Annotated in this window: 14 protein-coding genes; all 14 read right to left on the bottom strand. The window is 47.1% G+C overall.

Annotated features, from left to right (window positions below; translation table 11 throughout):
• Positions 1–6 precede the first annotated feature (6 nt).
• Positions 7–1,326 (bottom strand): flagellar protein export ATPase FliI, encoded by a 1,320-nt coding sequence (gene fliI / locus MSG33_RS14040; RefSeq protein ID WP_248381305.1) that lies wholly within the window; start codon positions 1,324–1,326, stop codon positions 7–9.
• A 3-nt stretch (positions 1,327–1,329) separates the two neighbouring features.
• Positions 1,330–2,130, bottom strand: coding sequence for a flagellar assembly protein FliH (fliH, locus tag MSG33_RS14035; protein WP_006741700.1), 801 nt, complete (start codon positions 2,128–2,130; stop codon positions 1,330–1,332).
• Between the two features lie 71 nt (positions 2,131–2,201).
• Positions 2,202–3,257, bottom strand: a complete 1,056-nt coding sequence (fliG, locus tag MSG33_RS14030; protein WP_012841526.1) for a flagellar motor switch protein FliG — start codon at positions 3,255–3,257, stop codon at positions 2,202–2,204.
• Positions 3,250–4,992 carry a flagellar basal-body MS-ring/collar protein FliF gene (gene fliF, locus MSG33_RS14025; RefSeq protein WP_248381304.1) on the bottom strand — a complete coding sequence of 581 codons (1,743 nt, stop codon included), beginning with the start codon at positions 4,990–4,992 and terminating at the stop codon, positions 3,250–3,252. Before fliF ends, fliG begins: the two co-directional genes overlap by 8 nt.
• Before the next feature lie 14 nt (positions 4,993–5,006).
• A complete protein-coding gene (fliE, locus tag MSG33_RS14020; RefSeq protein ID WP_012841525.1) occupies positions 5,007–5,318 on the bottom strand; it encodes a flagellar hook-basal body complex protein FliE in 312 nt (103 codons plus the stop codon).
• Between the two features lie 122 nt (positions 5,319–5,440).
• Positions 5,441–6,850, bottom strand: coding sequence for a sigma-54 dependent transcriptional regulator (locus MSG33_RS14015; RefSeq protein ID WP_046875536.1), 1,410 nt, complete (start codon positions 6,848–6,850; stop codon positions 5,441–5,443).
• A gap of 36 nt (positions 6,851–6,886) precedes the next feature.
• Positions 6,887–7,918 carry an ATP-binding protein gene (locus MSG33_RS14010; RefSeq protein WP_006741696.1) on the bottom strand — a complete coding sequence of 344 codons (1,032 nt, stop codon included), beginning with the start codon at positions 7,916–7,918 and terminating at the stop codon, positions 6,887–6,889.
• A gap of 196 nt (positions 7,919–8,114) precedes the next feature.
• Positions 8,115–9,581 (bottom strand): sigma-54 dependent transcriptional regulator, encoded by a 1,467-nt coding sequence (locus tag MSG33_RS14005; protein WP_006741695.1) that lies wholly within the window; start codon positions 9,579–9,581, stop codon positions 8,115–8,117.
• 289 nt (positions 9,582–9,870) lie between these two features.
• On the bottom strand, positions 9,871–10,281 hold the full coding sequence (gene fliS, locus MSG33_RS14000) for a flagellar export chaperone FliS (protein WP_012841524.1): 411 nt from the start codon (positions 10,279–10,281) through the stop codon (positions 9,871–9,873).
• 12 nt (positions 10,282–10,293) lie between these two features.
• A complete protein-coding gene (locus MSG33_RS13995) occupies positions 10,294–10,599 on the bottom strand; it encodes a flagellar protein FliT (RefSeq protein ID WP_012841523.1) in 306 nt (101 codons plus the stop codon).
• 3 nt (positions 10,600–10,602) lie between these two features.
• A complete protein-coding gene (fliD, locus tag MSG33_RS13990; RefSeq protein ID WP_248381303.1) occupies positions 10,603–12,594 on the bottom strand; it encodes a flagellar filament capping protein FliD in 1,992 nt (663 codons plus the stop codon).
• A gap of 21 nt (positions 12,595–12,615) precedes the next feature.
• Positions 12,616–13,050 carry a flagellar protein FlaG gene (flaG, locus tag MSG33_RS13985; protein WP_047008849.1) on the bottom strand — a complete coding sequence of 145 codons (435 nt, stop codon included), beginning with the start codon at positions 13,048–13,050 and terminating at the stop codon, positions 12,616–12,618.
• 92 nt (positions 13,051–13,142) lie between these two features.
• Positions 13,143–14,273, bottom strand: a complete 1,131-nt coding sequence (locus MSG33_RS13980) for a flagellin (RefSeq protein WP_006741693.1) — start codon at positions 14,271–14,273, stop codon at positions 13,143–13,145.
• 288 nt (positions 14,274–14,561) lie between these two features.
• Entirely contained in the window at positions 14,562–15,695 is a 1,134-nt protein-coding gene (locus MSG33_RS13975) for a flagellin (protein WP_005393103.1), read from the bottom strand.
• Positions 15,696–15,782 lie beyond the last annotated feature (87 nt).

The raw sequence follows: 15,782 nt of genomic DNA, 5'->3' as shown, positions 1-15,782 counted from the left end.
GCGCTATCACCCGCCCAAAATGTTTCTAAGCATGTTGACGCACATATCGTATGGCACCGATTCTTTCATGCTCTGCTGTAAGTATTCGTCTAACTTTGGCTTCAATGTAAACGCGCCATCGATAGCAGGATCGGTGCCCGGCTTGTACGCCCCAATCGAGACCAAATCTTGGTTCTTGCGGCAAATCGACAAGACCTGACGTACGGCTTTCGACATCAGAACATGTTCTTCAGTGGTGATTTGCGGCATAACACGGCTCACCGACTTTTCGACGTCAATCGCAGGATAATGACCTGCATCCGCCATTTCACGGGACAGCACAATGTGACCATCAAGAATTGCCCGCGATGCATCCGCAATCGGGTCTTGTAAATCATCGCCCTCGGTCAACACGGTAAAGAACGCCGTAATTGAGCCTTGTTCGGCGCTTCCGTTACCCGCACGCTCAACCAAAGCAGGTAGCTTGGCGAACACAGATGGCGGATAGCCTTTTGTCGCTGGCGGCTCACCAACAGAAAGGGCGATTTCACGCTGTGCTTGCGCAAAACGCGTCAAGGAATCCATCAATAACAGAACGTCCAAACCTTGATCGCGAAAGTACTCTGCAATGGTTAAGGCGGTTTGACAGCCTTTCAAACGCATCAATGGTGAAGCATCGGCAGGCGCAGCCACAACGACAGAGCGACGTCGTCCATCCTCACCTAAAATCTCTTCGATAAACTCTTTAACTTCGCGTCCACGCTCACCTATCAGACCGACCACAACAACTTGTGCGGTTGTACCTCGCGTCATCATGCCAAGCGTGACCGATTTACCCACACCAGAGCCGGCAAACAGACCGATACGCTGACCTTTACCTACCGTCAATAATCCGTTAATCGCTTTCAAGCCCACATCAAGTGGCTCTGAAATTGGCTTTCGAGCCAGCGGGTTGATTGGCTCAGCATTAAAAGAGGCGCGATGATCGGTATACAACAGGCCAAGTCCATCAAGCGGCTTACCAACCCCGTCAATCACGCGACCAAGCAACTCCATGCCAACAGGCAAGCCAGCGTCACTGGTTAATGGCGTCACTCTAGCGCCAGGCAAAATGCCCGTAATTTGCTCGCTTGGCATCAAAAATAGGTTATCACCTGAAAAACCGACGACCTCGGCTTCCATCTGACCGGACATGGTTTCCACTAAGCATAAACTGCCAATTGGCGCGCGACAGCCTGTCGCTTCCAACGTTAACCCAACCACTCGAACCAGTTTGCCAGAGGCAACTGGGCGCGTCGTTAAGCCTTCAACTTTGTAGTTTCTTAAACGGTCAGCCAATGCTTGCATGGATTATTCACCCTCTTGATGACGGTTTGCACCACAAAAACTGTGCAACACGCTTTTGACGCGCTCTTCCATACGGTAGTTAATGCTTGACTCACCCGCTTCAATTTGGACGTCGCCTCGATTGAGTGATGGCTCAGCAACCAACGTCCAGTTGCGGCAATCAAGGTCTTCTTCGCCGTAAGCTGAACGAATAATCGCAACGTCTTCTGGATTCAGGTGCAAGGTAATGGGGTGACCTGATATTGGCAGCGCTTCAACCGACTGCTTAACCGTGTCTAAAATAATTTGAGGGTTGGTTTGTACTTCGACATGCACGACTTCTTTAACTAAACAGAGCACCATGTCCACCAGCTGCTTTTCAACCTGAGCATTCATTAGCTCTAACGGCTGAGCAAACTGGTTCGCTAAGTTCATAAAGGTTTCAACTTGCTGCTGAATATATTCTTGACCTGCGGTCACGCCTTCGGCTTTTCCAAGCTCCAGCCCTTCAGCATGGCCAGCTTGCAGGCCTTCTTCTTTGCCTTTGTCGTAACCTTGCTTAAAGCCTGCTTCTTGACCTTGATACAAACCTTCCTGATAAGCGCCTTGCTTGATCAGCTCTATCTGCTCTTCGGTTAGCTCAAGTGCTTGCTCTTCTTCTGGTTCTTCAAGATTCGGTACCCAACCCGGGTCATAGTTAAACGCGGTTTGTTTTGCTTGCTTGGCTTTGGGCTCACCGTAATCAGGCAACCCCCAACGTTGTGGTTCGATCATCGAATCATCTTCATCAGGACGGATAAATCCACGTTTTCTTTCGCCAGCCATGGGTTACCTATTATGTATTCGATTAAGAAGTGAGGGTGCTCCGCAATAGGATAATCGCGGAGCAATAGAGATTATAAGAACTCGTCCGCACCGCCAGACAACATGAGTTCGCCTGCATCGGCCATGCGACGAGCGATCGCCAGGATTTCTTTCTGTGCCGCTTCGACATCCGCCACGCGAACTGGCGGCATCGCTTCGATGTCATCACGCATCATCTCAGCCGCTCGTTTCGACATGTTCTTAAATACCTTCTCACGCAGAGAATCGTCGGCACCTTTAAGTGCTTTTTGCAACACGTCTTGTGGTACATCACGCAGCAATTTCTGAATACCTTGATCGTCCACTTCGACTAAGTTTTCGAAGACAAACATCAAGTCTTGAATTTGCGTCGCCATGTCTTCGTCTTGATCGCGAATCTGTTCCATCAACAAACCTTCAACGTTGTTGTCTAGATAGTTCATGATCTCCGCTGCCGCTTTCAGGCCGCCAATCTTGGCTGCTTGAGCGCCAGCTTGACCCGCGAACTGTTTCTCCATGATTTCGTTCAGCTCTGCCAGTGCCGATGGCTGAACTTCTTCAAGGTTGGCAATACGCATCATCAAATCCAAACGCACGCGCTCAGGGAACTGAGACAAAATCTCCGCGGATTGGTCTGCTTCTAAATAAGACAATACGATGGTTTGGATCTGCGGGTGTTCGTTGACAATGATGCTCGCCACTTGTCGTGGGTCCATCCATTTCAGCGAATCCAAGCCTTTTGACCCCGTACCAAGTAGGATCTGATCAACCAAGTTGTTGGCTTTGTCTTCACCAAGAGCCGCCACCAGCGCATTACGCATGAAGTCTTCGCTGCCCATGCCGATGTTGGTGTATTTCTGGATGTCCTCCAAAAACGCACGGTGAACGGCCGACACCTTGTCTTGGCTGAGGTCTTTCGCCTTAGCCATCGCACTACCCACACGCTGGACCTGTTTTGGCTCTAGGTGACGAATAATGCCAGCGGCATCTTGTTCATTGAGGCTCAGTAGCAAAATTGCTGCTTTTTCTTCGCCAGTAATGGTTGAGACATCCAGCTCAACTGGCATTCCCGCGGCGTTGTCATCTTGAGGTACGATATCGTTAGCCATTGTCATTCATCCAGTTTTTCACTACTTGAGCAGCAAGTTCAGGTTCATTCGCAACAAGAGCGCGAACCGCTTTCAATACATCTTCATCTTTATGAAGGTTTGGCAAATCAATACTTGAACCAAACTCAAACAGTTCGCTGCTTTCAATGTCGCTGCCAATCAGGCTAGTTTCACCATCTGCACCAATCGGCAAGCCGTCTGGTCCGTACATTTCGTCTTCGTCATCACTGGTAGGGTTAAGCAATTTCTTCATTGCTGGGCGAACCAGAACCAACACAACAACGATGATCACTAATGCACTTGCGAACCAACGAACCCAGTCACTGAAGTTAGGGTGCTCCCAAATTGGTGGTTCTTCCAGCTGTTCAGCCTCAGGCTCTGCAAACTTCACACTCAGTACATTCAACAAATCACCACGGCCTTGGTCAAAACCGACCGTACCAATTAAGACTTGGCGAATAGCATTAATTTCCGATTCGGACATCGGGGTATAGGTCACTTCTCCCGTATCTGGGTTGACCTGACGACGGTCCTTAATCGCAACAGAAACCGTCTGACGAGCAACCGTCCCCGTCTGCTTACGCTCATGGCTGATGGTGGTATCAAGCTCAAAGTTACGCGTGGATTCTTTACGCACCGAACCCTGCCCCATGACAGAACCGTCTTTCATCTGAGCCACATCTTGCGGAATAGAGGCATCCGCTGGAGGCTGATTACTTAACGCCCCCGGAATACCCGCGACCATATTGCCGTTATTGTAATCTTCTAATGCGTACTCACTGCGGGTTGCAGGGGTATTGGGATCAAAGCGTTTGCGAGTTTGTTCAACCGCGCTGAAATCCATTTGGATATCGACCTGCGCCGTGTAGTTGCCATAACCTAAAATAGGTAATAGCACTGAATCAATTTTTTCACGCAGCGCCTGTTCCTGACTACGCTCTAATTCTTGCTCTTTGCGTCGCGCTGCAGAAGCAGGGTCTTGAGAGCCTGAACTGAGCAAACGGCCATGCTGATCTGTGACGGTAATTCGGGAGGTTTTCATTCCCGGAACGGCACTCGCCACCATGTCAACGATAGAATCAACTTCTTGCTGTTTGAGGTTCGTACCAGTCGACAGTGTCAAAAATACGGAGGCTGATGCTTCTTGGTTATGACGCACAAAAACACTGTGCTTTGGTAGCGCCAATAAGACTCGTGCTTTACGAACCTGCTTCATTTCCTCAATCGCTTGAGCCAGTTGACGCTCTCGACTGAGTTTTAGACGCTCTTGCTCTAAACGTTGTGATACGCCAAAGCCCATATCTTGCAGCAAAATATCATCGCCCGCCTCTGTGGCTTGGTTTACGCCCGAGCGAACCATGCCAAGTTTGATCGAGTTGTATTCGCTCGATTCAACAGAAATGGTATTACCATCAAGCTTGTAATTGATTTTTTGCTGGTCCAGATAATCCAAAACGGGGATCAACTCTTCGGTCTCATACGCTCCAAGCGGGCGCATCTCCGGCTCTTTGACCCAAAAGAACAGCATCACGATCAATGCAACACAGATGGAGATTGACAGCACAAGTACAACTTGACGAAGTAAATCAAGGTCACCCACTGCCATATCAAATTTTGACGCACTGCGCTCATCTAGATCTGGATTTTGACTCTCCACATCTACGTCGGAACTTGCTACCAGTGCACCATCTGAGCCGCCTTCAGTGACGGTTAAATCTGTAGACTTGTCTGCCACACTTATTACCTAAATTACACTGGCATGTTCATGAGGTCTTTATACGCCTCAACGAGTTTATTGCGAATTTGAACCGTCGCATCAAAAGCGACACTAGACTTGTTACGAGCAATCATAACGTCAGAAAGGGAAACATCGGCATCACCACGATCAAAACGGGTTTGTAAATCACCGGATGCTTTTTGAAGTGTGTTCACGTTATTGATGGCTTTAGTTAGGAGATCATTAAAATCTGCTCCAACTTTCGCCCCACTTGCAGTAGGAGCAGTATTGGTTGCTTCTACCATCATGGCGCGCATTTCTGCCTGAATACCATCAACTTTCATTAGCACCTCTAAGCCAAAAGATTGACTATTAACAAAACTGATTATTAACACAGCAATTAACGTGCCATAAGACATTTGTTAGCGGTTTGCTTACACTTTTTGTCTTATGGCGATTGCACATGTTAATTTGGGATATCTATACCAGCATCACGCATTTTGGCAAGTTTGTAGCGCAAGGTTCGTGGGCTTATGCCCAGTTTCTCCGCCATTTCTTTGCGTCGGCCGTTACACTCCACCAAGGTTTCCAAAATAATGGCGTATTCTTGGTCACGCAGCTCGCTGCCCAAGCCTTCCCCGCCAGATACCGGACGGTTCACACTCTCAGGTTGAGCGACTGGCTTAACATTAGGTACCACCATCTCTGCATTTTGCACCACATGTTGCAAGCTGTTGGCATCTTGCCAGTCCACCCCTTCTAGTAAGATGTGTTCAGCGTCGATATCACCATTCTCACTTAAAATAAGAGCTCGTTGCACCACGTTATCCAGCTCACGAACGTTACCTGGCCAAGGGTATTGCAGCAGCTTTTCTACCGCAACGGCTGAAAATTGAGGCACTGGCATCCCCATCTTGCTGCAATGACGCTCAGCAAGATGCTTGGCAAGTGGCGCAATATCGCCTTTGCGTTCGTTCAGTGCTGGCCACGCAATTGGGAACACATTCAAGCGGTAGTATAAATCTTCACGGAAGTTGCCTTCTGAGACATACTGCTTGAGATCACGGTTACTGGTCGCGAGCACGCGTACATCCAGCTTGATACTCTTACGACTGCCAAGGCGCTCCACTTCACGCTCTTGCAAAACACGTAATAGTTTCGCTTGCAGGTTTAAGTCCATTTCGCTGATTTCATCCAGCAAGATTGTGCCGCCTTGTGCTTGTTCAAACTTACCCGGACACGCTTGAACCGCACCAGTGAACGCGCCTTTCTCGTAACCAAATAGTGTCGCTTCCAGCATGTTGTCTGGAATCGCCGCACAGTTGATAGCAACGAATGGACCATCTTTACGGTTTGATGCGTTGTGAATATAACGCGACATCACTTCTTTACCTGAGCCACTCGGACCTAGCACCATAACATTCGCATCTGTACGTGCCACTTTATCGGCCAAAGCAAGTAGTCGCAGACTTTTTTCATCAGCCACGACCGCGTCACCATTGTCATCGCTTTTGATCGGTGCATATCGACTGACCATGTTCAGCAATACTTCTGGTGCAAATGGTTTCGCCATGTAGTCAATCGCGCCGTCTTTCATTGCCGACACGGCATCCTCAATGTTGGCGTACGCCGTCATTAACAGTACTGGTAAGTTAGGCCAATTCTGCTTGATGTTTTTGAGCAGAGCCAACCCGCCCATACCTGCCATTTGCACGTCAGAAACGACGATATCGACAGTATTCGATTTGAGTTTTAGTAGTGCGTCTTCCGCACAGTCAGCTTCTAACCACTCATACCCTGCCAGAGCCAGAGTATCCACTAGGGCTTCACGAAGACCTTCATCGTCTTCTACGATCAGCACTTTGCTTTGCGCCATTCTGATTCTCCAGTAATTGTTATTACCAGAAGCTGCTTACTGCGCTTCTGGTTGCACTCGCTCTAGCGGAATGCACATGGTAAAGCAGGCTCCATCACCCTGCTCTGAAATAAGTTCCAATCGACCGTCATGGGCACGGCAAACCATTTGAACAACAGCCAGCCCTAACCCGGTTCCTTGAGAACGCGTGGTAAAAAATGGCTCCATAATTTTGGCTTGTAGTTCTTCAGGTACACCCGGTCCGCTGTCTTGCACTGAAATGCGCAACTCGCCATTTACCGGGCGGAAAAATATATCGACTTGCGACTCTTTACCAGACATCTGAATCGCATTCATGACAAGGTTGCTCAACGCGGATGCAATCGCATTCGCATTGCCTAGCAACTCAGTTTGTTCTTCTTCCACTTCTAGGCAGTAATCAATACCGTTATTTTTTAGCGCGGTTTCGACCATCGGCTGATATTCCGCCACCAACTGAGCAATCGTAAATGGCTTAATGACTTTATTATCACCACCTTTAGCAAAAAGCAGCATATCATTAACCTGCTTTTCCAAATCGTGCAGTCGATCCATTAATTTGGTTTGAAAGCGATCCCTTGTCGCTGGTGGAAGGTTTGGCGCTCCCAAATTGGATGCATATAGCATGGCGCTCGATAGCGGCGTTCTTACCTGATGAGCAAGTGACGCTACCATACGCCCTAACGACGACAAGCGTTGTAAATCACTCACACGAGCTTGAAGTAAGCGAGTTTCGGTTAAATCGGTAATCAGGATCAATTGACCTGTCGTAGAAGCCGAAATGGCTAATCGAACTTTACGACCATTCCGCAGGGAAACTTCGTGACCATCATCCTCACGAGGATCAAACACCGCCTGAATAATGTTGAACCATTTTTCATTAACCAGTGGAATCTCAAGAATTCGGTGCGCCTCTGGGTTTGCTTCACGCACTATGCCGAACGTGTCGAGCAGAATCACTCCGGCAGGCATCACATCAAGCACCTGCTTATAGCGCTCAACCTGATTTTCTACGGAATCTAAATGGGATTGGTTGGTGTTGTTATCCATTACTGCCTGTCGAAATATCGCCGCTAAAACTAAAATAGCTTGGTAAGCAATTAGCGTACCAAGCTATTTTTTATATTTATCATGACGTTAAGTCATCGACAATAAGTTGACACCCTCAGATAACGGTTTTTGGTGTCAGAAAAACGATGCTAAATAGCCCAAATGATTTAGATATCGTCTTAAATCTCAACGTTGCCTAGCGTTGTAAGTTGTACTTACGCATTTTTTCCACCAACGTTGTGCGTCGCATACCCAGCATATCAGCGGCTCGTGCCACGACTCCACCTTGTGCTTCTAACGCTTGGCTGATCATATTAACTTCTAAATCAGCCAACAGCTCTTTCAGATTTACACCTTCAGGCGGCAGCGCTTGCGGAGCGTTCATGCTGTGGTCAAGATCGTCTTGATCATCAAAGCTAAAGTCTTCTGAGAAGATGTCTTGGAACACATCACGCTCTTGTTCTTCAACCGAAATAAACGGATTACTTTCTGGTTGGAACTCCGGAATATCACTGTAGCGATATTTGGTTGGTAAGTGGTTTACATCGACCAAGCTATTTGGGTACAGAATGATCATTCGCTCAACAAGGTTGGCTAACTCACGCACGTTACCCGGCCAGTTGTGCTCCATCAATGAATTGATCGCACGAGGGGTAAAACAGATAGGCTGGCCACCCTCCGCTTCCAGACGCGTCATCAACTCTTGCAGCAGCAATGGAATATCTTGTTTGCGCTCTTTCAGCGCAGGCATCTCGATTGGAAACACGTTCAAACGATAGAACAAGTCTTCTCGGAACGTGCCTTCTTCAATCATACTTTCTAGATTACGGTGTGTTGCCGCGACAACTCGAACATTGACCTTGATGGTGCTATTGCCACCCACACGTTCGAAGCAGCGCTCTTGCAATACGCGAAGTAACTTAACTTGCATCGACATCGGCATATCGCCAATCTCATCAAGAAAGATCGTGCCACCGTCTGCGAGCTCAAATCGACCTTTACGTGCCGTTAACGCACCAGTAAACGCGCCTTTTTCGTGGCCAAACAATTCACTTTCTAGAAGCTCCGGTGGAATGGCACCACAGTTAATGGGCACAAAGGCACCACTGCTGTACGACGAATGATAGTGAATGTTACGCGCAACGACTTCTTTACCGGTACCAGATTCACCCAAGATCAACACGTTTGCCTCAGTGTCTGAGACTTGCTCGATCAGGTGACGAACTTCTTGAATACCTCTGCTTTGACCAACTAAGCTGCGAAAAAGCGTGTTTTTTCGTGCACTAGCAACGACATTGACCCCTTTTCGACCCAGAAAATCTTTGCAGTGGCGTAACGCCTCACTAAGCTGTGGGTAATTAAGAGGTAGTTCTAGCTCACCTACAAAATTTGGAAGATCATCCACGGGCAACGGAAATCGGCCCATGACTAAAAGTGGGATGTGGTAGGCGCTGTTTAAATGAGAGATAACCGTATTCGCCGCTTGACCTGCTGGAATATTACCAACAATACAGCACGACCATACGCTAGACCAATCAACATCGCTGAGCTGATCAGAACTGACCGCTTCGCAATTTTCTCCAACAAATTCCAATATATTGCTTAAATTTAAACGACTTGATGCGTCATCATCAATTACAAGCAGCTTTGCCAAACCTTGCATAAGTAAGAATGATTGCCTTTATTTTAGGTGCGTTGCGGCCAAACCTTGATTTGCGCAATTGGGTGCTAAAAGAAGGCAGAACCACCACACTCAATTTACGATAGACAAAATAGGAAAATCAGCAACAAAAAAAGCCATTAGGGCTACTAATGGCTTCTATTTTATTTGAATATAAAAATAAGGCAACCAAGCAATAAAGAGGTGTGAGCTTGATAGAAACTTTGCTACACAACTCGTTGCGCAATTGACAAATATATTCCTCTAATATCTTAACGCGTTGTTTTGGTTATTAAATACCGACTTCAGCTGCTGTAAGATTATGAAACTCTGTAGGGATTTGGTCCCAAGCGGATTTGATCTCACGGATAATGTCGATAACGTCGTCGATCAGTTGAGGATCATTTTGATGGTTAGCAGCTGAAATTTGCGTGATCATAAACTCATAGAGTGAATCTAAGTTTGAAGCAATATCACCACCGTCATCCATCGATAGACAGCTACGTAGCGCAATGATGATGTCTAGCGCTTTACCTAAACGCTCACCTTTTGCTGGAATGTTGCCTGCTTGCATGGCCGCTTTACCTTGAATAAGGCGCTCAATCGCACCAGCCATAAGCATTTGAATGACTTTGTGCGGAGAAGCCGCGCTTAGCTGGCTGTCGACTGATACCTTTTTGTATGCTTGCAAAGAACCGCGCATAGTAATCCTCTTTTAAATAAATTTTTTGTACTGCTGAAGCGAACGCTGGCCATAACGAAACTTATGAAGTTCTTTTCCGACCTTTGACGTTTCCGATTGCATCAGCTCGACAATTCTTTTGGTACGAGTAAGCAACGCTTGCCACTCTGCATCCTGCTTAACCAAAGGATTTTGATGAATAATTGGTAACAGGTTTTGCAATAACCGTTCCCTGATATCGACCAAGCGAAGAATTTCTTCAGTACTAAAGTCGACTTTTTCCAATTCTTGCGTAATTAGTTGATCTATATCACTAATATCTATGAGTTCTTTTTGCATTTATTAACCCAACGCACTCATTAAGGCACCTAACTGACCTTGCATTTTGCCAGTCGCATCTTGCATGGCGGTAAACTTCGCGTGAGTGCGCTTTTCTAGGCTTTCCATGCGGCGATCTAATGCCGCTTGATCATCACTCAAACGATAATTTTGTTCTGTGAGACTTTTCTCTCGAGTACGAATGCTGCCTGTAATGCCTGTAATACCATGAATCGCGTCTTCGACTCGTTTAGCAAAACCTGTGTTGCCACCGAAGAACTTTTCTAGCTCGTTGAAGTTGTTGTTCAACTGACGATCTAACATGTCATAGTTGATTTCTAAGGTACCTTGACGCGTGGTAGTAATGCCAAATTCAGTTAATGACTTTAGGTTTTCAGGCGCTTTATCAATTTGAGTGGAAAATACCGATTTTAATCGTGAGTCTGCGCTGCGTACGGTACTGTCACCCGACAACGGTCCTTTTTGACCAGTGACCGGATCCACACTCGCCAACGCTTGAGACGTTTGATAAAACGAGTTGTACGCCGCAACAAAGTTTTCGATGTCGTTACGCACACTCTGACGGTCGTATTCGACGCCAATTTCAGCAGGTGGCTTGTTCGGTTCTGATTTGCCTTTAAGCGTTAAATCAACACCTTCTATGGCATCTTCAATCACATTATTGTGACTAGAAAGCTTTGCTACTCCATCAAGCAGAACTTCTGAATCTTGCCCTGCTTGTACCTCTGTCATACCAAGGTATTCTTCAAAAGCAGATTGCGCTTTTGCGATTTTCGCTTCTGCTTCATCAATTTTGTCTAAACGTTCACGTTCTTGAGGATCCAGCTTAGCGCGATGAATTTGTTTCGCTTGCTCTTCGGTCAATTCACCACGTTCAACTTTTGCGTCTAGCGCTTGTTTTTCACTCGCAATTTTTTGCTCAATTTCAGCTTTTTCTTGCTCAAGAAGCTGCTTGGCCTCTTTCGTCGTAACGTAAGAGTCGGTTAATGTGCCTGATGCCGCATTACTCCAACCCGGTACATCTGGTGCCTTCTCTATTGCTTTCTCGTCGAGTTCGAGCTCTGGCTCTTCATAAGAATCCAGCAAAGTGCCTGACGCAGTTTCTGTCCACCCTGGAATTCGGTCTTCAGGGCGCAAACTCGCGCGTCGGTTGGCTTCATCAATCGCTTCCTGCCCAGCTTTAGCAGCTTCTGCACCCGCAGCAGAGATTGGCTCTTGGGAGCCATCATCTTGTCCATTTTCTGCCGCTTTTTGCTCTTCTGGAGGTAGAGGATTGCCGTTTGCATCCAGTTCTACTGGTTGCTCGGGGAATTGAAGAGGACCTAACACTTCTTCCGCCGCTGAACGAGCTTCTTCAAGCGCGTTAACACGGTCTTCAAGTGTTTGATATTCGAAATACTTTAGAGGGTTGCCTTTGTCGGCCTCCACACTGACTCTGATTTGATGATCCTTACCAGAGAGATTTGAGGCAAGGATAAGGCGTGGTCCTTCAACGTCGTTAATGAGAGATGCTCGAACACCGGGATTGTCTTTTGAGCCGTTGATGCCGCGTACGACATCTGCGAGCTTGGAGCTCGAACGAACGTTCACGTTGAAGGTGTCATCACCAAGCGAAATCTGCAGCTTACCAGGGCCAAACTTTGCGTCTTCTGGCAGTACGTCAGAAGCGACTTTGTGGCTCTGGGCAAGCTGCAACACATCGATAGCATATTTGCCAGCGATAGCATCTGTAGTTGCAGTAGCAGATACGATATTGTCGTCTGTCGTTTCAACAGTACGAACGGCAAACGCTTTCTCTTGACGAAAGTTCGCCATGAGATTTTTCATCGTATCCAGTGATTCTCTTAGTCGCCCATAGGCACTGATACTGGCATTAATTGTCGTGCGCTCGTTGTCAATGCGTTGCTGCTTTGGTACGCGTTCGGCATCCACAATTTTGCTGACCATGGAATTGATATCCATGCCGCCAGACATCCCCAAAGGGCCTAAACTCATCAAATCACCTCTAAAAACGACTTACACTTTTTCAGTCAACAACCCGCTGTTGGCTGTGTGCTCAGCTAGGCGACGCAATACCACTAGCATTTCTTCATCAGGAATTTGACGAATCACGTCGCCCGTTTTGGCTTCGTAAATCGTCACCACATCTCTCCCGGATTCCTCATCCACTCGAAACGCGACTCCTTTGTTTATGGACGTCACAAACTCATTCATTTGCGCGACCAATTTTTCACGTTCTTCTTTGTTCAGCTCTTGACGGCTTTCTGCCATCTCGATCGCTGCTTGAACAGAGAAGTCGTATTCGGTGTCTTTCGCTTTTTGCGGCGAAACCTCACCATTTGAATTTGCTGGGCTAGACGTGCCTATATCATTGCCATTTTTATTTGCAAACTTTGTGCCACTTGGCGTGCCGTAAGGCTGGATGTTCGATGCGTAGGAGGATATATCCATTACAATCTCCCTTCCACCTTATGGGCTAACGATAGAACCTATCGCTTTGGTGCCCCAGCACTAAGGTGTTTACCTCAGGCTGGGTCAACCACTTAGCCCAACAAGCTTAGCGCTGCAGATGGAGACTGCTTCGCTTGAGCCAGGATTGAAGTACTTGCTTGCTGAAGAATTTGCGACTTAGTCATCGCAGTGGTTTCTTTCGCGTAATCAGTATCTTTAATACGGCTGTTAGACGCATTAACGTTCTCGTTAATGTTGTCTAGGTTGCTGATTGCGTGGTTGAAGCGGTTTTGGAAAGCACCAAGTGACGCACGTTGGCTGTCTACTGACTTAAGCGCACCGTCGATAACAGCCACGGCTTCTTGAGAGCCTGCTACTGTTGTTACGTCGATGTCTTTCACTGTTACGTCTTTCGGGCCGCCAAAGCCGATCTCGTCCGCTAGGTTGCCAGAGAACTCAACATCACCTTGAACTTTTTGAGAAGAAGCAAATACTTGTAGCTTGCCATCTTCACCAACAGACGCTTTTACATCATCGTTTTGACCGTTGATGTACGTTGCTAGCTGCTCAATGTCGTCGCCTTGTTTTGCGCTGATCGATAGCTCTTTCTCTTCACCTTGTTTGTTGGTGTAGCTCATTTTGAACTCAGTTTTCTCACCAACAGTCCAAGATGCATCTTTACCCTCTTCTGCTGCGTAGCTCTTGCCACCCATTGCAGAAGTGTCTGAGCGCAAGCTACCCATAGAAAGCATCACTGCTTCACCTGAGTCTGCACCGATTTGGAAAGATTGCGTACCGTATGTACCGTTCAGCAACTTGTTACCACCGAAAGAGGTAGTTTCAGCAATACGGTTTAGCTCGTCATTTAGCGCTGTTACTTCTTCTTGGATCGCAACACGTTCTGCTTTTGAGTTAGAACCGTTCGCAGATTGAAGCGATAGGTCACGCATACGTTGTAGGATGTTGGTAGATTCATTCATTGCACCTTCAGCAACCTGTGCAATAGAAATACCGTCGTTTGCGTTTTTCACCGCCATGTCTAGGCCACGGCTTTGTGCATTCAAGCGGTTTGAAATCTGTAGACCTGCAGCATCGTCTTTCGCGCTATTGATTTTATAACCCGAAGACAAACGCTCCATTGATTTTTGTTGACCGTCAGCTGCCTGGTTTAGGTAACGCTGTGCAGTCATCGCAGAAACGTTAGTATTAACGTTAATCGCCATAATTGATCTCCTTAAGGCTTTAGTGAATGTACCGTCGTGTCTCTCACCTCACTTAGGTACATCTCATTTCTCTCAGTCCCTTTAACGGCGACCGATGAATATCCTTTAGAAGAAATTTTCAATTTTTTGCGATTATTTTCTTTGGCTTACTGAAATGTGACGAAGCTCTAATGTCGTGATTCGCAGAAATTCTGAGTCCCAAAAAGACAGAAAAAAACCCAGCCGAAGCTGGGTTTACTCGCTCATCTCTCACCACGAGCCAATGAGGTTCTCGTCTTAGGTTTGAAATTAACCTAGCAGACTTAGCGCTGAGTTTGGCGCTTGTTTCGCTTGCGCAAGGATTGAGCTTGACGCTTGCGATAGAATTTGTGACTTGGTCATTTGAGTCGTTTCTTTCGCGAAGTCAGTATCTTTGATACGGCTCTTCGACGCGTTCACGTTCTCGTTAATGTTGTCCAAGTTGCTGATTGCATGGTTGAAACGGTTCTGGAATGCACCCAGCTCTGCGCGGTGGCTGTCTACGTATTTCAGTGCCGCATCGATGATAGCAACAGATTCCTGTGCGCCACCAACTGAGGTTACGTCGATAGTATCTACCGTTACTTTTTTACCTTCGCCCAAACCCAGCTCGCCAGATAGGCCGCCTGAAAACTCGACTTCGCCTTCGACTTTGTTGTTGCCAGCAAAGATTTGCAGTTTACCGTCTTGATCTACTGAGGCTTTCACTAGGTCAGTTTGACCGTTAATGTAAGTCGCAAGCTCTTCGATATCGTCACCTGCTTTTGCGCTGATGTTGATTTCTTGCTCTTGACCGTAGCTGTCCGTTAGGTTGATTTTTAGGTCGTTCTTACCTTCAGCAACGTTCCAGTCTTTACCTTTACCACTTTCAGCTTGGTAGCTCACACCGCCCATCATTTTGTTGTCTGAACGCATGTCTTTGAGCTCAAGCATCACGGCTTCACCGTTATCCGCACCGATTTGGAACGATTTCGCACCGTGTGTGCCGTTTAGTAGCTTGTTACCACCGAAAGACGTGGTTTCTGCGATACGGTTTAGTTCGTCATTTAGCGCGGTCACTTCTTCTTGAATCGCCACACGCTCTGATTTCGAGTTTGAACCGTTTGCTGATTGCAGAGACAAATCACGCATACGTTGAAGAATGTTAGTGGTCTCGTTCATTGCACCTTCAGCGGTTTGTGCAATTGAGATACCGTCGTTCGCGTTGCGAACCGCCACATCCAGGCCACGGCTTTGTACGTTCAAACGGTTCGAGATTTGTAGACCCGCAGCGTCATCTTTTGCGCTGTTGATTTTGAAACCCGAAGACAAACGCTCCATAGAAGTTTGTTGAGCTGAGTTTGCGTTGTTTAGGTAACGCTGAGCGGTCATCGCTGATACGTTAGTGTTTACATTCACTGCCATGGTGATTTCTCCAATTGATTTTCCGGTATAGCGGTTTCCGACGTCTCGGAAAACCAAGTAGTTCTCTCAAAGTTACTTTTATTAACG

This window comes from Vibrio sp. 1CM7H (genome assembly GCF_023161645.1).
Lineage (GTDB): Bacteria > Pseudomonadota > Gammaproteobacteria > Enterobacterales > Vibrionaceae > Vibrio > Vibrio diabolicus.
Note: the sequence above shows the minus strand (reverse complement) of the source record. Positions and strands in the feature narration are given on the sequence as shown.